This is a genomic window from Streptococcus sp. HMSC076C08, from assembly GCF_001810825.1.
In the GTDB taxonomy this organism is placed as follows: Bacteria; Bacillota; Bacilli; order Lactobacillales; family Streptococcaceae; genus Streptococcus.
Window position 1 is genome coordinate 26,540 of record NZ_KV802724.1, and the last position, 16,162, is coordinate 42,701.

At 41.1% G+C, this 16,162-nt stretch carries 19 protein-coding genes, 1 tRNA gene and 1 riboswitch; of the genes, 16 read left to right on the forward strand and 4 right to left on the reverse strand.

The window, feature by feature from the left end; genetic code table 11:
- Window positions 1-2: 2 nt before the first annotated feature.
- The 3 genes from srtB (HMPREF2766_RS04020) to hemH all read left to right on the forward strand — a co-directional run bounded on the left by srtB (HMPREF2766_RS04020) (window position 3) and on the right by hemH (window position 3,124).
- Complete coding sequence (srtB, locus tag HMPREF2766_RS04020; protein ID WP_070567878.1) at window positions 3-1,004, forward strand: PI-2 pilus system class B sortase SrtG1; 1,002 nt, start codon at window positions 3-5, stop codon at window positions 1,002-1,004.
- Between the two features lie 75 nt (window positions 1,005-1,079).
- Window positions 1,080-1,952, forward strand: coding sequence for a PI-2 pilus system class B sortase SrtG2 (srtB, locus tag HMPREF2766_RS04025; RefSeq protein ID WP_070567880.1), 873 nt, complete (start codon window positions 1,080-1,082; stop codon window positions 1,950-1,952).
- A 77-nt stretch (window positions 1,953-2,029) separates the two neighbouring features.
- Window positions 2,030-3,124, forward strand: coding sequence for a ferrochelatase (gene hemH, locus HMPREF2766_RS04030; protein ID WP_002882395.1), 1,095 nt, complete (start codon window positions 2,030-2,032; stop codon window positions 3,122-3,124).
- Between the two features lie 41 nt (window positions 3,125-3,165).
- Here hemH and mscL read toward each other — a convergent pair whose 3' ends face one another.
- On the reverse strand, window positions 3,166-3,546 hold the full coding sequence (gene mscL, locus HMPREF2766_RS04035) for a large conductance mechanosensitive channel protein MscL (protein WP_025170998.1): 381 nt from the start codon (window positions 3,544-3,546) through the stop codon (window positions 3,166-3,168).
- A 79-nt stretch (window positions 3,547-3,625) separates the two neighbouring features.
- Window positions 3,626-4,063, reverse strand: coding sequence for a GtrA family protein (locus tag HMPREF2766_RS04040; RefSeq protein ID WP_070567882.1), 438 nt, complete (start codon window positions 4,061-4,063; stop codon window positions 3,626-3,628).
- 28 nt (window positions 4,064-4,091) lie between these two features.
- Window positions 4,092-4,188: riboswitch (PreQ1 riboswitch) on the forward strand.
- On the opposite strand from HMPREF2766_RS04040, the gene HMPREF2766_RS04045 reads away from it, so the two are divergent.
- The 4 genes from HMPREF2766_RS04045 to dapA all read left to right on the forward strand — a co-directional run bounded on the left by HMPREF2766_RS04045 (window position 4,186) and on the right by dapA (window position 7,330).
- A complete protein-coding gene (locus HMPREF2766_RS04045) occupies window positions 4,186-4,695 on the forward strand; it encodes a QueT transporter family protein (RefSeq protein ID WP_070567884.1) in 510 nt (169 codons plus the stop codon). Its footprint overlaps the riboswitch before it by 3 nt.
- A 104-nt stretch (window positions 4,696-4,799) precedes the next feature.
- Window positions 4,800-4,872 (forward strand) — tRNA-Thr (locus HMPREF2766_RS04050).
- A 389-nt stretch (window positions 4,873-5,261) separates the two neighbouring features.
- Window positions 5,262-6,338, forward strand: coding sequence for an aspartate-semialdehyde dehydrogenase (locus HMPREF2766_RS04055; protein WP_000542494.1), 1,077 nt, complete (start codon window positions 5,262-5,264; stop codon window positions 6,336-6,338).
- 56 nt (window positions 6,339-6,394) lie between these two features.
- Entirely contained in the window at window positions 6,395-7,330 is a 936-nt protein-coding gene (gene dapA / locus HMPREF2766_RS04060) for a 4-hydroxy-tetrahydrodipicolinate synthase (RefSeq protein WP_000121606.1), read from the forward strand.
- A gap of 46 nt (window positions 7,331-7,376) precedes the next feature.
- On the opposite strand, the gene mnmE is transcribed toward dapA, so the two are convergent.
- Window positions 7,377-8,750: a tRNA uridine-5-carboxymethylaminomethyl(34) synthesis GTPase MnmE gene (gene mnmE / locus HMPREF2766_RS04065; RefSeq protein ID WP_070567886.1), complete on the reverse strand. Its 1,374-nt coding sequence runs from the start codon at window positions 8,748-8,750 to the stop codon at window positions 7,377-7,379.
- Window positions 8,751-8,884: 134 nt separating this feature from the next.
- Window positions 8,885-9,067 carry a 4-oxalocrotonate tautomerase gene (locus HMPREF2766_RS04070; RefSeq protein WP_001117401.1) on the reverse strand — a complete coding sequence of 61 codons (183 nt, stop codon included), beginning with the start codon at window positions 9,065-9,067 and terminating at the stop codon, window positions 8,885-8,887.
- A gap of 122 nt (window positions 9,068-9,189) precedes the next feature.
- Here HMPREF2766_RS04070 and HMPREF2766_RS04075 point away from each other — a divergent pair, with 122 nt between their 5' ends.
- From HMPREF2766_RS04075 to HMPREF2766_RS04115, 9 genes are read left to right on the forward strand one after another with little or no spacing between them, the layout of a single operon-like run.
- Window positions 9,190-9,789 carry a thymidine kinase gene (locus HMPREF2766_RS04075; protein ID WP_070567888.1) on the forward strand — a complete coding sequence of 200 codons (600 nt, stop codon included), beginning with the start codon at window positions 9,190-9,192 and terminating at the stop codon, window positions 9,787-9,789.
- Window positions 9,779-10,258 carry a GNAT family N-acetyltransferase gene (locus HMPREF2766_RS04080; RefSeq protein ID WP_070567890.1) on the forward strand — a complete coding sequence of 160 codons (480 nt, stop codon included), beginning with the start codon at window positions 9,779-9,781 and terminating at the stop codon, window positions 10,256-10,258. The genes HMPREF2766_RS04075 and HMPREF2766_RS04080 overlap by 11 nt, the downstream gene beginning before the upstream one ends.
- Before the next feature lie 9 nt (window positions 10,259-10,267).
- Window positions 10,268-11,347 carry a peptide chain release factor 1 gene (gene prfA / locus HMPREF2766_RS04085; RefSeq protein WP_001028815.1) on the forward strand — a complete coding sequence of 360 codons (1,080 nt, stop codon included), beginning with the start codon at window positions 10,268-10,270 and terminating at the stop codon, window positions 11,345-11,347.
- Window positions 11,347-12,183 carry a peptide chain release factor N(5)-glutamine methyltransferase gene (gene prmC / locus HMPREF2766_RS04090; protein WP_070567892.1) on the forward strand — a complete coding sequence of 279 codons (837 nt, stop codon included), beginning with the start codon at window positions 11,347-11,349 and terminating at the stop codon, window positions 12,181-12,183. The genes prfA and prmC overlap by 1 nt, the downstream gene beginning before the upstream one ends.
- The gene (locus HMPREF2766_RS04095) at window positions 12,167-12,769 is read left to right on the forward strand and encodes an L-threonylcarbamoyladenylate synthase (protein WP_049505778.1); all 603 of its coding nucleotides are present in this window, start codon (window positions 12,167-12,169) and stop codon (window positions 12,767-12,769) included. Before prmC ends, HMPREF2766_RS04095 begins: the two co-directional genes overlap by 17 nt.
- Before the next feature lies 1 nt (window position 12,770).
- Window positions 12,771-13,202: a GNAT family N-acetyltransferase gene (locus HMPREF2766_RS04100; RefSeq protein WP_070567894.1), complete on the forward strand. Its 432-nt coding sequence runs from the start codon at window positions 12,771-12,773 to the stop codon at window positions 13,200-13,202.
- 60 nt (window positions 13,203-13,262) lie between these two features.
- Window positions 13,263-14,519 carry a serine hydroxymethyltransferase gene (gene glyA / locus HMPREF2766_RS04105; protein WP_070567896.1) on the forward strand — a complete coding sequence of 419 codons (1,257 nt, stop codon included), beginning with the start codon at window positions 13,263-13,265 and terminating at the stop codon, window positions 14,517-14,519.
- 7 nt (window positions 14,520-14,526) lie between these two features.
- Entirely contained in the window at window positions 14,527-15,501 is a 975-nt protein-coding gene (locus tag HMPREF2766_RS04110) for a nucleoid-associated protein (protein ID WP_070567898.1), read from the forward strand.
- Complete coding sequence (locus tag HMPREF2766_RS04115; RefSeq protein ID WP_002893258.1) at window positions 15,501-16,103, forward strand: lysozyme family protein; 603 nt, start codon at window positions 15,501-15,503, stop codon at window positions 16,101-16,103. The genes HMPREF2766_RS04110 and HMPREF2766_RS04115 overlap by 1 nt, the downstream gene beginning before the upstream one ends.
- The last annotated feature ends 59 nt before the right edge of the window (window positions 16,104-16,162 follow it).

A 16,162-nucleotide genomic window follows, 5' to 3' on the forward strand; every position in this document is an offset into this window, starting at 1 on the left:
CGATGAAAATCAAGCGTGAGAAACCAAAAAGGAGTTTGTCTAGGCGTCTGGTCCTTGCTGTAGATGCGTTGATAAATCATATCTTGCTCCTCTTGGCGGCCTTAGTCTTTCTCTTTGGTTTCTACGCTCTTTGGGATGCCAATCAGGTCTATTCTCAGGCTTCATCAAGTGAGTATGAGGCCTATAAACCAGTGAGTACTACTGAGAAAGATGAGCTTGCTAGTTTTTCTGGCTTTCACAAGCTACAGCAAGTCAATCCAGAGGTTCTCGGTTGGATCAATGTCTATGGCACCAATATCGACTATCCCTTAGTCCAAGCCAAAGACAATGAAAAGTACCTGAACAAAGATTCCAAGGGAGAATTTGCAGCTACAGGAGCTATTTTCCTTGAGGCTCGAAATGAATCCAAGTTCGAGGACTTTAATACCATCATCTACGGACACCATGTAGAAAATGGGGTTATGTTTGGAGATGTAGCAAAGTTTTCTGATAAGGAATTCTTTGACCAGCATCGCTACGGCAGTATTTACTATAATGGCGTTGAAAAAGGTCTTGAAATCTTTGAAATGCTCGAGGTGGACGCCTATGACTTTAACATCTACGATCCAGGTATTAATGGGGATGATCGGCGCCAAGAATATATCGATCACTTACTCTCGGTTGCCATTCACAAACGAGACATTACACTGGGGCCAAATGACCATATCATCCTTCTCAGTACCTGTTTCCTAGACGTAACAAATGGGAGACATATCGTAGTTGCCAAGATTACGGATACGGTTCCAAAGAACACCTTCCATACGAAAAAATCAAAACCATTCCCTTATAGTGTCTTTGATGATTCGTCGCTCGGACGATTTCTCTCATCGATTCCTTTGTGGATATGGTACATCATCTTGTTTATCTTGCTCTTGCTATTGATCTTCTTGCTCATCATCCTCTATTTGATCTTGCGTCGTAGAAGAGAAGCAAAGGAAGAAGGAGCAGATACCATTACTGACTAAACTACCAATAAAAGAGAAAGGGATAGCCTCTCTTGCTCTTTTATTTTCAAGGCTAGAAAGGAGAAAGCAGGAAATATGAAAACAAGTACAAGTCGCAAAGTTATAAAGGTCATTCTATCCCTCTTTCTAGTTTTTTTCTGTCTTTTTACAGCTGATAGGGTCCTTGCGAGTGACTACGATCATTATAATCCCATTGAAAAGGATGCCAGCAGTACGGGCTTTGAAACCTTGCAGCACCTCAACAAGGATGTTTGTGGTTGGATTAGCCTTGATGGGACCAAGGTAGACTATCCCCTCTTGCAGAGTCAGGACAATGTCAAATACCTTGACCGCAATGCTTTTGGCGATTATACTGTGTCAGGGTCTATTTTTCTAGACTATCGTTTTAATCCAAACTTTACTGACTTTAACACCATCATCTATGGTCACTCCATGGCTTCTGGTGCTATGTTTGGGGAGATTCAAAAATTTGCGGATCAAGATTTTTTTGAAATGCATCGCTATGGCTCTATCTACTACAATGGCCGTGAACGTGGTCTGGAGATTTTTGGGATTTTAGAAGTAGACGCCTATGACACGGAGATTTACCGAACTTTGAGTTCCAACGATGAGGAACACCAGGCTTACTATCAATATTTGCTAAGTAAAGCCAAGTACAAGCGAGATGTCTCCTTGACCTCAACGGACAAGATTGTTTTGTTAAGCACCTGTTTCCTTAACATTACCAACGGACGACATATCCTATTAGCTAAAATAACGGATGCACCAGTAAAAGCAGCCCAGGATAAAAGTGGAGAAGCTGTAGGGACGCGGTATTTCGATCAAGGGCTAACAACGCATTGGATTTATATCCTTGCCTTTCTTCTCCTGATTATCGTTATTTTACTCCTTGTTGTTATCATCCTAATCATGAGACGAGATAAAAAGACTAAAGAACAAAAGAAATAGTAGACGTCGGAAGCGTTTACTATTTTTTTCTTTCATGATAGAATAGATAGTGAAAATAATATCATAAGGATGATAACATGAAAAAAGCAATATTAATGATGACCTTTGGATCTCCAGAGGAGATTAGTTTTGAAGGAGTAGCAGAATTTTTTACAAACATTCGTCGTGGAGTTAGACCCCAAGACCACGAGATCCAGACTCTCTATGACAACTATGTCCTTATCGGCGGGACACCCTTGCAGCGGATTACACGTGAGGAGGTTGATTTAGTCAAGGAACGTTTAGGCGAGGAGTACGGTATCTACTTTGCCAACAAATTTTCTCGTCCCTTTATTCCAGACGTGATCAAGCAGATGGAAGCTGATGGTGTTGAAGAATGTATCTGCTTGATTTTGGAACCTCATTATTCTTTTTACTCAGTCATGGGGTATGAAAAGTTTCTGGAAAGCCAGCAGATCCGATTTTTAGTCATTAAGGACTGGTATCAACAGCAGCCTTTGTTGGACTTTTGGACAGATGAGATTAGAAAAATTTTACGAAACCATGTGGGAGAAGAATCTTTCAAGGTAATCTTTTCAGCCCACAGTGTTCCCATTTTTGCCTTGGACTATGGAGATCCATATATCGATCAGATTTTCGATAATAGCAAGCTAATCGCTGAACAACTCGGCCTAATGACAGACCACTATACCAATACTTGGCAGAGCGAAAGCGATATTGGAATCCCTTGGATCAAGCCAGATGTTTTAGAATATTTACGAGAACAAAAGCAACATCCCGAGCATTATATTTTTGTCCCGATTAGTTTTATCAGTGAGCACATCGAAGTCCTGTTTGACAACGATGTAGAATGTTATGAGTTGTGTCAAGAATTAGATGTCACCTACCATCGTCCACCTATGCCCAATACGGATAGCCGTTTAATTGACGCATTAGTTGCTACTGTAAGAGCGAATGAAGACAAAGAATTTAAAGCTTTTCTCCCAGAAGAAGAAACTTTTGATGAGTTAGCGCCTTCAGCAACTACCAAGGACATCATGGAGGAGACAGACGACCTTCAGATGCCAGAATTTGTCAAAAAGCTCATTGAGAAAAAAGGCCGTGAAAATGTGAAGATGCCGTACTTAATTAAGAAAATGCTCGAAAAGGCTGGGAAATTACCAAAAGAGTAAAGAAAAAAGGATTTAGCTTTAAGCTAGATCCTTTATCTGTTTTATTTTTTCTCAAGAAGAGCTTTGATTTCTTGAAGAACTTCAAGTTCAGTTGGAGCAGCAGGTGCTTCCTCAACCACTTCCTCTTTCTTACGAAGGTTTTGAGCTTTTTCAATACCTTTGATAACGAAGAAGAGAACTGTACCCACAACAAGGAAGTTGATAACAGCGCTTAAGAATTTACCATATGTAACACCATTCCATGCAAGCTCAGCGATGTTTTGTACTTTCGCAGCTTCCAAAGCTGGGTTCAATAGAAGTGGAGTGATGATATCGTTAACAAATGAAGTAACGATAGCACCAAATGCAGAGGCAATGATCACACCGACAGCAAGGTCAACAACATTACCACGAAGCAAAAATGCTTTAAGATCCTTTAACATTTTCATAAATTCCTTTCCTAATTTTCTGATTTATTATATCCTAAATTGTGACAAAAAGCAACTTGAACGCTCAAAGTGGTCAGTTGCCCCCTTTAAAAATATAGATTTTACTGAAAATATAATTTAAAATGATGATCAAAATTTGCGCTAGGATAGTTTCAACCGTATTAACTCTATCTATATTATATTCAACAAACTGGCCAATAATATCAGGAAAGGCTGTAACAAAGATATAAGTTAAAAGAAGGTCCAGTCCAAGAGTAGAGAGACGAGCTAAGAAAAACTTAGCTAGGCGAGTTAGCCAATTCCTTCTCTCTTGTTTAAAGACAATTGTATCATTTGTGAGAAAGGCAAAGAGAATCCCAATAAAATTTGCAAGGGCAGTTGCAAGGATTTCCTGGTGGCTGATATGGTAAATAACCAAACGTGATACAATAGAAACCAGAGTAGTAGCACCACCAAAAAATAGGTAGGAGAGGATTTCGTTATCAAAGAAAGCTTTTATTAGTCTTTTCATGATTTTAGTATAGCATAAAGCTGGCTAATGTGCTATACTAGTAAGGTTGATAATCTCAACCCTTGGTGCTTAGCTTCTTTCACCAAGCATATTTTACGCGGGAAACCGCTAAAGGAGAAAACATGAAAAAATTAACTGTTCGTGACATAGCAGATATTGCTATTGTTGCTGCTATTTATGTAGTTTTGACTATTACGCCACCAATCAATGTTCTTAGTTTTGGGGTGTATCAGTTCCGTATTTCAGAAATGTTGAATTTCTTGGCATTTTACAACCCTAAATACATCATCGGTGTGACGATTGGTTGTATGATTGCTAATTTCTTTAGTTTTGGTATAATTGATGTCTTTGTCGGTGGAGGTTCTACCTTAGTTTTCCTTAGTCTAGGTGTATGGCTCTTTGCAAAATACAGCAAAGATTACCTCTTTAACGGATTGATTCGAAAAGATCATTTCTTCTTTTCAATCCTCTTCTCCATTTCAATGATTACCATTGCAGCCGAACTTCATATCTTGACAGAAGCTCCCTTCTTCTTCACATGGTTCTCTACTGGAATTGGTGAGTTTGCATCACTTATAGTGGGAGCGATTTTGATTGGTAAACTGGGACAGCGAATCGATCTAACAAAATAAGAAGTTTATAAGCTAGATTCTTGATAAGTCTAGCTTTTTTCATTCCATAAATTAAAAGAGAGCGCTTGACAAGAACATAGAACTATAGTATACTTTTTAGGTAAGCTGATTTAGCTCAGTTGGCAGAGCGCATCCATGGTAAGGATGAGGTCGCCGGTTCAATCCCGGCAATTAGCATTAAATAGATACAAAAACCCTTATTTACAAGGGTTTTTGTTATGTCTGACCCAAATTTTTCAAAGATATTTCTTATGCACCTGTATAAATGAAGCAAAGAGTTTTGGCTGTTGACAAAAGTGACTCTATCTAGTAGAATAGTAGATGCGATGAGTCGATAGGCAGTCTTCGGAATGCTATTGAGCATAAGGAGGTCATAACGCAGGAGCGGACCTTGATGAGTTGTGTGAACCTGCTCATCACATGAAGATGCCTCTTAGTCCCTGGTCAATGACTAGGGATTTTTAATTTTCAGAAAATATAACCCAAAAATGCTTTTCAATTTCTGGAAAAAGTAGTATAATACATCTATTATAGAAATTTTTAGAAAATTCCGAAAGAGGTTATTTATGGGATATACAGTTGCTGTAGTCGGCGCGACAGGTGCTGTCGGAGCTCAGATGATAAAAATGTTGGAAGAATCAACACTTCCAATCGATAAAATTCGTTACCTTGCTTCTGCACGTTCAGCAGGCAAGACTTTGAAATTTAAAGACCAAGATATTACGATTGAAGAAACGACTGAGACCGCTTTTGAGGGTGTTGATATTGCACTCTTCTCAGCAGGTGGTTCGACATCAGCTAAGTATGCACCATACGCAGTTCAAGCTGGAGCGGTAGTAGTAGATAATACATCTTATTTCCGTCAAAATCCTGATGTTCCTTTGGTTGTTCCAGAGGTCAATGCTCATGCACTTGATGCCCACAACGGGATTATTGCCTGCCCTAACTGTTCAACAATCCAAATGATGGTGGCTCTTGAGCCAGTTCGTCAAAAATGGGGCTTGGACCGTATCATCGTTTCAACTTACCAAGCGGTTTCAGGTGCTGGTATGGGAGCGATTCTTGAAACACAACGTGAACTCCGTGAAGTCTTGAATGACGGTGTGAATCCACGTGATTTGCATGCGGAAATCTTGCCTTCAGGTGGTGACAAGAAACACTATCCTATCGCCTTTAACGCTCTTCCACAAATCGATGTCTTCACGGACAATGATTACACTTACGAAGAGATGAAGATGACTAAGGAAACGAAGAAAATCATGGAAGATGATAGCATCGCAGTGTCTGCAACATGTGTGCGTATTCCTGTCTTGTCTGCTCACTCTGAGTCTGTTTACATTGAAACAAAAGAAGTGGCTCCAATAGAAGAAGTGAAAGCAGCTATCGCAGCCTTCCCAGGTGCAGTTCTTGAAGATGATGTAGCTCATCAAATCTATCCACAAGCTATCAATGCTGTTGGTTCACGTGATACCTTTGTTGGTCGTATCCGTAAAGACTTAGATGCTGAAAAAGGAATCCATATGTGGGTTGTTTCAGATAACCTTCTCAAAGGTGCTGCCTGGAACTCAGTTCAGATTGCAGAAACGCTTCACGAACGTGGATTGGTTCGTCCAACAGCTGAGTTGAAATTTGAATTAAAATAGTCATATCGTTTAGGAGTTCAGATGAACTCCTTCTTTGAAATAGAGAGGTGTTTCTCATGTCTTATCAAGATTTAAAAGAGTGTAAAATCATCACAGCCTTTATTACCCCTTTCCATGAGGATGGTTCCATCAACTTTGATGCCATTCCAGCCTTGATTGAGCATCTGTTGGCCCATCATACTGACGGCATTCTTCTTGCAGGGACGACAGCCGAGAGTCCAACCTTGACCCACGATGAGGAGTTGGAACTCTTTGCGGCTGTACAAAAGATTGTCAATGGGCGTGTTCCTTTGATTGCGGGTGTAGGTACCAATGATACACGTGACTCGATCGAATTTGTCAAAGAAGTCGCAGAATTTGGTGGCTTCGCTGCTGGACTTGCTATCGTACCGTACTACAACAAACCTTCTCAAGAAGGGATGTACCAGCACTTTAAAGCTATTGCGGATGCATCAGATTTACCTATTATCATTTATAACATTCCAGGACGTGTGGTTGTCGAATTAACTCCAGAAACCATGCTTCGTTTGGCTGACCATCCAAATATCATTGGTGTCAAAGAATGTACTAGCTTGGCTAATATGGCTTACTTGATTGAGCACAAGCCAGAAGAGTTCTTGATTTATACAGGTGAAGATGGAGATGCCTTCCATGCCATGAACCTTGGTGCAGATGGGGTTATTTCTGTTGCCTCTCATACAAATGGGGACGAAATGCACGAAATGTTCACTGCCATTGCAGAAAGCGACATGAAGAAAGCTGCAGCTATTCAGCGTAAATTCATTCCTAAGGTCAATGCTCTCTTCTCTTATCCAAGTCCTGCTCCTGTTAAGGCAGTTTTGAACTACATGGGATTTGAAGCTGGACCAACTCGATTACCTCTAGTTCCAGCACCAGAAGAAGATGCCAAACGCATTATCAAAGTTGTCGTAGATGGCGACTACGAAGCAACTAAGGCAACTGTAACTGGTGTTTTAAGACCAGATTACTAATAACTACAATAAAATCCATGACCGCAAGAACGATCATGGATTTTTCTTATTTTCCTAAACAGAATTGGCTAAAGAGTTGGGTAATGAGTTCATCAGGTGCGGCATCTCCAGTAATTTCTCCGAGAATTTCCCAAGTACGGGTCAAATCTACTTGAAGAAGATCAACTGGCATACCCAGTTCAAGACCTTCGTTAACAGCTTGTAGGCTTTCAACAGCCTTCTCAATCAAGGAAATGTGACGGGCGTTAGATAGATAAGTAGCATCTTGCTCGACCAAGCCAGCATTTTCAAAGAAGAGGTCATTAATGCGTTCTTCAATCTTATCAATGTTTTGGTTTTTTAGAACTGAAATACGGATAACATCTTCAGGCAGTTCCGAAGTTTCAATCGCTTCAGGAAGATCAGTTTTATTAAGTAGAATAATGCGGTTGGTATCCTGACTGATTTCTAAGAGTTGTCTGTCTTGTGCTGTTAGTGGCTCACTAGCGTTTAAGACAAGAAGTACCAAGTCAGCTTCCTTGAGGGCTTTCTTGGAGCGTTCAACTCCGATTTGTTCCACGACATCATCTGTTTCCCGGATACCAGCTGTATCAATCAATTTGAGAGGAACCCCGTTAATGTTGACGTATTCTTCGATAACATCTCGAGTAGTACCAGCGATGTCTGTTACGATGGCCTTTTCTTCACGCAACAGGTTGTTGAGGAGGCTGGATTTTCCAACGTTGGGGCGTCCGATGATGGCAGTTGAAATTCCCTCACGGAGGATTTTACCGCGACGGGCTGTTCGAAGGAGATTGGTAAGCAACTGCTCAAACTCCATAGTCTTCTCGCGGACGACAGCAGTAGTGGCTTCCTCAACATCGTCATACTCAGGATAGTCGATATTGACCTCTACTTGGGCCAAGGTATTGAGAATTTCCTGACGAGTATTATTAATGAGTTCAGAAAGAGAACCGTCCAATTGGTTGACTGCGATATTCATAGCCTTGTCTGTCTTGGCACGGATGATGTCCATCACTGCCTCAGCCTGTGTTAAGTCCACACGACCGTTTAGAAAGGCACGCTTGGTAAATTCACCCGGTTCAGCCAATCGAGCTCCTTCACGGATAGCTAGTTGGAGAATTTCATTGGTTACCGCAATCCCGCCGTGGGTGTTAATCTCGATAATATCCTCACGAGTGAAGGTCTTTGGAGACTTCATAGCTCCAACCATAACCTCATCCATGACCTTACCAGTTTGAGGGTCAACGATGTGACCGTAGTTGAGGGTATGGCTTGCAACCTTGCTCAAGTCTTTTCCTTTAAAAATCTTTTGCGCAATGGCAAAGCTATCTGTTCCGCTCAGGCGGACAATACCAATTGCTCCTTCACCTAGTGGAGTAGAGATAGCAGCGATGGTATCAAATTCACGTGTAATCATACTATTTCCTTTTGTATTTCTTTTCTTAGGATAGGTATCCAAGCATCTCTTCAAATTGTAACAAAATTAGACTATTTCTTCAATGGATGCTACTTGGAGATTGAAAAAGCCTAAGCAATTCTGCTTAAGCTGGATTATTTGGTGCGCATTTCCCCTTGAGGGAAGTAGGTTCCTTCTGGCATGTCGTTGATGATGACATGAACGGCTGATTGAGGGGCTCCAGTGTTGCGGACAACAGCTTCCGTTACTTCCTTAGCAAGAGCTTTCTTTTGCTCGAGCGTGCGCCCTTCAAATAAATCGATGCGTACAAATGGCATAATAGCTTCCTCCACTAGTTTTTGATTTCTTCTATTTTACCACATTTTGCCGTTTAAAGCTTCAGAAAATTATGATATACTAGAATGTAGCAAAAATTTAGAAATGGACGTGAAATAGAAGCATGGCACAGTTGTATTATCGTTATGGGACCATGAACTCTGGTAAGACGATTGAGATTCTCAAGGTGGCCTATAACTACGAGGAGCAAGGAAAGGGAGTTGTGATTATGACTTCTGCTCTGGATACGCGTGACGGTGTTGGCTATGTGTCGAGCCGAATCGGCATGAAACGCCCAGCTATTGCGATTGAGGAAACGACGGATATCTTTGGTTATATCCGAGTCTTACCTGAGAAACCATACTGTGTGTTGGTTGATGAGGCTCAGTTTCTCAAGCGTCACCATGTTTATGACCTTGCTCGTGTTGTTGATGAGTTAGACATACCTGTCATGGCTTTTGGTTTGAAGAATGACTTTCGCAATGAATTGTTCGAAGGTTCCAAATATCTCTTGCTTTTAGCAGATAAGATTGACGAAATCAAGACCATTTGTCAGTATTGTAAGAAAAAGGCGACTATGGTGTTGCGAACTCAAGATGGCGTGCCAGTCTATGATGGAGAACAAATTCAGATCGGTGGCAATGAAACCTATATCTCAGTCTGCCGTAAACATTATTTTGCCCCAATGATAACATCTAACAAGGAGCACAACTATGACAATTGAACTAAGAGATGTTACAATGGAAAATTATTTTGATGTTTTGAATTTGGATGTCAAGGAATATCAAAAACAATTCATTGCAACCAACGCAATTAGTTTAGCTGAAGCATATGTCTACACTAAAAATGGAGATTTTGTAGCTCCATTGGCAGTTTATGATAATGATGCAATTATAGGTTTTGTGATGATAGCTTATGATAAAAAGATTGGAATTAGTAGTGGAAATTATTTACTATTTCGTTTTATGATTGATAAGAATTTTCAAAATCAAGGATATTTTAAACCAATTATGGATAAAGTGCTGGACTATGTTCAGACAGCGCCAGCAGGTTTAGGCAATAAACTTTGGTTGTCTTATGAACCAGAAAATGAACATGCAAGATCTTGTTACCTCAGTTATGGATTTAAAGAAACTGGGGAAATATTTGAGAACGAAGTAGTAGCAATCTATGATTTAACAATTGAGAAATAAGGAGAAAAAATGAACATCTATGATCAACTACAAGCTGTAGAAGACCGTTACGAAGAACTAGGAGAATTGCTGAGTGACCCTGATGTAGTATCAGACACCAAGCGTTTCATGGAGCTTTCAAAAGAAGAGGCTTCTACTCGTGATACGGTAACAGCCTACCGTGAGTACAAACAAGTCCTTCAAAACATCGTCGATGCTGAAGAAATGATTAAAGAATCAGGCGGAGATGCGGACTTGGAAGAAATGGCCAAGCAGGAACTGAAAGACGCTAAGGCTGAAAAAGAAGAATACGAAGAAAAACTCAAAATTTTGCTCCTTCCAAAGGATCCAAACGATGATAAGAACATCATCCTTGAAATCCGTGGAGCAGCTGGTGGAGACGAAGCAGCACTTTTCGCTGGAGATTTGTTAACTATGTACCAGAAGTATGCGGAAGCCCAAGGCTGGCGCTTTGAAGTCATGGAAGCTTCTATGAATGGTGTGGGTGGTTTCAAAGAAGTGGTTGCCATGGTTTCTGGTCAGTCTGTATATTCTAAACTCAAGTATGAGTCTGGTGCCCACCGTGTGCAACGTGTCCCTGTGACAGAAAGCCAAGGCCGTGTACATACTTCGACAGCGACAGTCCTTGTCATGCCTGAAGTGGAAGAAGTAGAATACGATATTGATCCAAAAGACCTTCGTGTTGATATCTACCACGCATCAGGTGCTGGTGGACAGAACGTCAATAAGGTTGCGACTGCCGTGCGTATCGTTCACTTGCCAACCAATATCAAGGTTGAGATGCAGGAAGAACGTACCCAGCAGAAGAACCGTGAGAAGGCTATGAAAATCATCCGTGCGCGTGTTGCTGACCATTTTGCTCAGATTGCTCAAGATGAACAAGACGCCGAGCGTAAGTCTACTATCGGAACTGGTGACCGTTCAGAACGTATCCGTACTTATAATTTCCCTCAAAACCGTGTCACAGACCACCGTATCGGCTTGACCCTCCAAAAACTAGATACCATTTTGTCTGGAAAATTGGATGAAGTTGTAGATGCCTTGGTGCTCTATGACCAAACACAAAAATTAGAAGAATTAAACAAATAATGAAATTAGCTCAATTATTTTCAGATTTTGAAGAAGAGTTGATAAGACAAGGAGAGGAAGCAGAAAGCCTCTCTTTTGTCTATCGTAGCTTAAAAAATCTCTCTTTTACGGACCTTGTTTTTACCCTTCAGCAAGAGGTAACAGAGGCCGAAAAACAATTTGTAGAAGAAATTTTCCAGCAGTTAGCAGTTCACAAACCAGCTCAGTATATCATTGGTCACGTAGATTTCTTTGGAATGCAGTTAAAAGTAGATGAGCGGGTTTTGATTCCTCGTCCAGAGACAGAAGAGTTGGTGGAGCTCATCCTCACAGAAAATCCTGAGGAAAATCTTAAGATCCTAGATATCGGGACTGGAAGTGGCGCCATAGCCCTTGGATTAGCAAAAAACAGACCAGATTGGTCAGTGACAGCAGCAGATATTTCCCAAGCCGCCTTAGAGCTTGCATCAGAGAATGCTAGAAATCAAAATCTTAATATATTTTTTAAAAAATCTGATTGTTTTGCAGAAATTTCTGAAAAATATGATATAATTGTATCCAATCCACCCTATATCTCTCGTGAAGATGAGTCAGAGGTCGGTTTGAATGTTTTGCATTCGGAGCCTCATCTAGCTCTCTTTGCAGATGAGGATGGCCTAGCTATTTACCGTAGAATTGCGGAAGATGCAAAAGACTATCTCACAGATGGTGGTAAGATTTACCTTGAAATTGGATACAAACAAGGTCAAAGTGTTCCTGCGCTTTTTAAGAAACATCTTCCTAAAAAACGGGTACGAACACTCAAGGACCAATTTGGTCAAGATAGGATGGTTGTAGTTGATGATGGACAGGATTAGACAAGAGTTGGAAAAGGGCGGAGCTGTTGTTTTGCCTACAGAGACAGTTTATGGTCTCTTTGCTAAGGCCTTAGACGAAAAAGCTGTCGACCATGTTTACCAACTCAAACGTCGTCCTAGAGATAAGGCACTCAATCTTAATGTCGCTTCTCTAGAGGACATCTTACACTTTTCAAAGAATCAGCCAACTTATCTACAAAAGCTCGTAGAGGCCTTTTTACCGGGTCCCTTGACCATTATCCTCGAAGCCAATGACCGAGTTCCCTATTGGGTCAACTCTGGTCTTGCAACTGTCGGATTTCGGATGCCGAGTCACCCCATTACACTGGATTTGATTCGAGAGACAGGACCCTTGATTGGGCCGTCTGCCAATATCTCGGGTCAGGCGAGTGGAGTGACCTTTGCTCAAATTCTAGAGGATTTTGATCAAGAGGTTCTGGGTCTAGAGGACGATGCTTTTCTAACTGGACAGGATTCGACTATTTTGGATTTGTCTGGAGACAAGGTGAAAATCTTACGCCAAGGGGCAATTAAACGAGAAGATATTCTTGCTCAGTTGCCAGAGATTTCTTTTGAGGAGGAATGAGATGCTAAGAGATTTGCAAGAAACAGATGTGAATGCTATATGTGAGATTAACCAAGAGGCTTTGGGCTATTCTTTTAGTCCAGAGGACACAGCTAGTCAACTAGCTAAATTATCTCAGGATTCCCATCATTTCCTACTTGGCTATGAGGATGCAGCTAGTCATGTCCTACTTGGATATGTCCATGCCGAGGTTTACGAATCCCTCTATTCCAAAGCAGGATTTAATATCTTAGGCTTAGCGGTTTCGCCTCAAGCGCAAGGACAAGGTATCGGTAAAAGCTTACTGCAAGGGTTGGAGGAAGAAGCAAAAAGACGTGGATATGGGTTTATCCGCTTAAACTCCGCTGATCATCGTCTGGGAGCTCATGCATTTTATGAAAAAGTTGGTTATACTTGTGATAAAGTGCAGAAACGGTTTATTCGCATCTTTTAGTTTATTTTCTTATTGGAAAAACAAACCAAAGGACCAGTCACACTATAAAGGAGAAGACCTATGATTTTTGACAAAGACGATTTTAAAGCATACGATGCTGATCTCTGGAATGCTATTGCCAAAGAAGAAGAACGCCAACAAAACAACATTGAGTTGATTGCTTCCGAAAACGTGGTTTCCAAGGCTGTTATGGCAGCTCAAGGGTCTATCTTGACAAACAAATATGCCGAGGGTTACCCAGGACGCCGTTATTATGGTGGAACTGATGTAGTAGACGTGGTAGAAACTTTAGCTATTGAACGTGCAAAAGAAATTTTCGGTGCTAAATTCGCCAATGTCCAACCTCACTCAGGAAGCCAAGCCAACTGTGCGGCTTACATGGCCTTGATTGAGCCAGGTGATACGGTTATGGGGATGGATTTGGCAGCAGGTGGACACTTGACCCACGGAGCTCCAGTTAGCTTCTCTGGTCAAACATACAACTTTGTTTCTTACAGTGTGGATCCTGAAACGGAACTCTTGGACTTTGATGCTATCTTGAAACAAGCCCAAGAAGTCAAACCAAAACTAATCGTAGCTGGTGCTTCAGCCTATTCTCAAATTATTGACTTCTCAAAATTCCGTGAAATCGCAGATGCAGTTGGCGCTAAGCTCATGGTCGATATGGCCCATATCGCTGGTTTGGTTGCAGCTGGTCTTCACCCTAGCCCAGTGCCATACGCTCATATCACTACAACAACGACCCACAAAACCCTTCGTGGACCTCGTGGTGGCTTGATTTTGACTAATGACGAAGAACTTGCTAAGAAAATCAACTCAGCTATTTTCCCTGGTATTCAAGGTGGTCCTTTGGAGCATGTTGTCGCTGCTAAGGCTGTTTCCTTCAAAGAAGTTTTGGATCCAGCCTTCAAGGAATATGCTGCTAATGTCATCAAAAACAGCAAGGCTATGGTTGAAGTCTTCTTGCAAGACCCTGATTTCCGTATTATTTCTGGTGGTACTGAAAATCACCTCTTCCTAGTGGATGTGACTAAGGTTGTAGAAAACGGAAAAGTGGCTCAAAACTTGCTGGATGAAGTTAATATTACCCTAAATAAAAACTCAATCCCATACGAAACCTTGTCACCATTCAAGACAAGTGGGATTCGTATCGGATCTGCAGCCATCACTGCACGTGGATTTGGTGAAGAAGAAAGCCGTAAAGTGGCTGAACTCATCATTAAAACCCTTAAAAATGCAGAAAATGAGGCTGTCTTAGAAGAAGTGAGAAGTGAAGTCAAAGCGTTGACAGATGCCATCCCACTATACGAGGACTAATACTTTTATGGACATTTATATTAAGAAAGCTATTATCCATCAGTTCAGTCCGGATGATACCGAGCTGTTTCTAGCGGATAAGTTTCTCAATATCACTCCAAAAATCGAGGAATACCTACGTAAAAAAATCGAACGCGTGTATTCAGATGAAGCAAAGACTGGGATTTTCGAAGAAGAAAATCCCTTCTTCAATCACATCACAGACGATTTGTTGGAGACATCAGTAACACTGGCTAATCTTTGGAAAAAGGAATTCAGTATTTCTGAAAACCTCAAGACCAATGACTTGGTTTTTGTTCAGTTTTCTAAAGAAGGTGTAGAGCATTTCGCTTTCTTACGAATTGCCCTGCGGGAAACCTTGACCCACCTCGGTGGAGAAGTTGATAATCCAATCAAGCTAACTCAGAATAACTTGCCGGGATTTGGAACGGGAGCTGATGAGGCTTTGGTCGTCAATCTTCAAAGTCGTAAGTACCACCTGATCGAGAAACGCATCAAGTACAATGGAACATTTTTGAACTACTTTTCAGAGAATCTGCTTGCTGTCGCTCCTAAGATTTCTCCAAAGAAATCCATCAAGGAATTGGAAAAAACAGCCCAGAGAATTGCAGAGTCCTTTAACACGGATGATTTTCAGTTTCAATCCAAGGTCAAATCAGCTATTTTCAACAATCTTGAAGAAAGCAATGAATTGTCGCCTGAAAAATTGGCTAACGACCTTTTTGATAACAACCTGACAGCTCGTCTAAGTTTTATCGACCAAGTCAAGGAAGCTGTACCAGAACCAGTCCAGTTTGATGAAATTGATGCCAGTCGCCAACTCAAGAAATTTGAAAACCAAAAACTTTCCCTGTCAAATGGAATTGAACTCATCGTTCCAAATAATGTATACCAAGACGCGGAGTCTGTTGAGTTTATCCAAAATGACAATGGAACCTATTCTATCTTAATCAAAAATATCGAGGATATTCAAAGTAAATAATGTTTAAATTTATAAGAAGAGTGCTTGTGCTAGCAGTCTTCCTTTTCGCAGGATATAAAGCTTATCATATCCATCAGGATGTTAAACAAGTCATGACCTACCAACCCATGGTTCGAGAAATCTTGAGTGAAAGAGATACCCCAGCCAATGAAGAGTTGGTGCTCGCCATGATTTATACCGAAACGAAGGGAAAAGAGCGGGATGTTATGCAGTCTAGTGAGTCTGCTAGTGGCGCTACCAATACCATCAAAGACGATGCCTCTAGTATTCGCCAAGGGATTCAGACTTTAACAGATAATCTCTATTTGGCACAGAGCAAAGGAGTAGATGTCTGGACCGCCGTTCAAGCCTATAATTTTGGGCCTGCCTATATCGACTTTATCGCTCAGAATGGCAAGGAAAATACTCTGGCACTAGCCAAGCGTTACTCCCGAGAAACGGTCGCTCCTATCCTTGGTAATACTACAGGGAAGACCTACACCTACATCAACCCAATTTCTATCTTTCACGGAGCTGAACTCTATGAAAATGGTGGAAATTATTACTACTCGAGACAGGTTCGCTTTAATCTCTATATCATGAAATTCTTTAATTTCTTCTAAACATCTGGTTTGACCAGGTGTTTTTCACTATAAGCTTTCTTTAAGATTGTTTTATTACC

Coding starts and splice junctions, on each gene's coding strand:
- srtB (WP_070567878.1), top strand. CDS start 3: ATGAAAATCAAGCGTGAGAAACCAAAAAGGAGTTTGTCTAGGCGTCTG.
- srtB (WP_070567880.1), top strand. CDS start 1,080: ATGAAAACAAGTACAAGTCGCAAAGTTATAAAGGTCATTCTATCCCTC.
- hemH (WP_002882395.1), top strand. CDS start 2,030: ATGAAAAAAGCAATATTAATGATGACCTTTGGATCTCCAGAGGAGATT.
- mscL (WP_025170998.1), bottom strand. CDS start 3,546: ATGTTAAAGGATCTTAAAGCATTTTTGCTTCGTGGTAATGTTGTTGAC.
- HMPREF2766_RS04040 (WP_070567882.1), bottom strand. CDS start 4,063: ATGAAAAGACTAATAAAAGCTTTCTTTGATAACGAAATCCTCTCCTAC.
- HMPREF2766_RS04045 (WP_070567884.1), top strand. CDS start 4,186: ATGAAAAAATTAACTGTTCGTGACATAGCAGATATTGCTATTGTTGCT.
- HMPREF2766_RS04055 (WP_000542494.1), top strand. CDS start 5,262: ATGGGATATACAGTTGCTGTAGTCGGCGCGACAGGTGCTGTCGGAGCT.
- dapA (WP_000121606.1), top strand. CDS start 6,395: ATGTCTTATCAAGATTTAAAAGAGTGTAAAATCATCACAGCCTTTATT.
- mnmE (WP_070567886.1), bottom strand. CDS start 8,750: ATGATTACACGTGAATTTGATACCATCGCTGCTATCTCTACTCCACTA.
- HMPREF2766_RS04070 (WP_001117401.1), bottom strand. CDS start 9,067: ATGCCATTTGTACGCATCGATTTATTTGAAGGGCGCACGCTCGAGCAA.
- HMPREF2766_RS04075 (WP_070567888.1), top strand. CDS start 9,190: ATGGCACAGTTGTATTATCGTTATGGGACCATGAACTCTGGTAAGACG.
- HMPREF2766_RS04080 (WP_070567890.1), top strand. CDS start 9,779: ATGACAATTGAACTAAGAGATGTTACAATGGAAAATTATTTTGATGTT.
- prfA (WP_001028815.1), top strand. CDS start 10,268: ATGAACATCTATGATCAACTACAAGCTGTAGAAGACCGTTACGAAGAA.
- prmC (WP_070567892.1), top strand. CDS start 11,347: ATGAAATTAGCTCAATTATTTTCAGATTTTGAAGAAGAGTTGATAAGA.
- HMPREF2766_RS04095 (WP_049505778.1), top strand. CDS start 12,167: ATGATGGACAGGATTAGACAAGAGTTGGAAAAGGGCGGAGCTGTTGTT.
- HMPREF2766_RS04100 (WP_070567894.1), top strand. CDS start 12,771: ATGCTAAGAGATTTGCAAGAAACAGATGTGAATGCTATATGTGAGATT.
- glyA (WP_070567896.1), top strand. CDS start 13,263: ATGATTTTTGACAAAGACGATTTTAAAGCATACGATGCTGATCTCTGG.
- HMPREF2766_RS04110 (WP_070567898.1), top strand. CDS start 14,527: ATGGACATTTATATTAAGAAAGCTATTATCCATCAGTTCAGTCCGGAT.
- HMPREF2766_RS04115 (WP_002893258.1), top strand. CDS start 15,501: ATGTTTAAATTTATAAGAAGAGTGCTTGTGCTAGCAGTCTTCCTTTTC.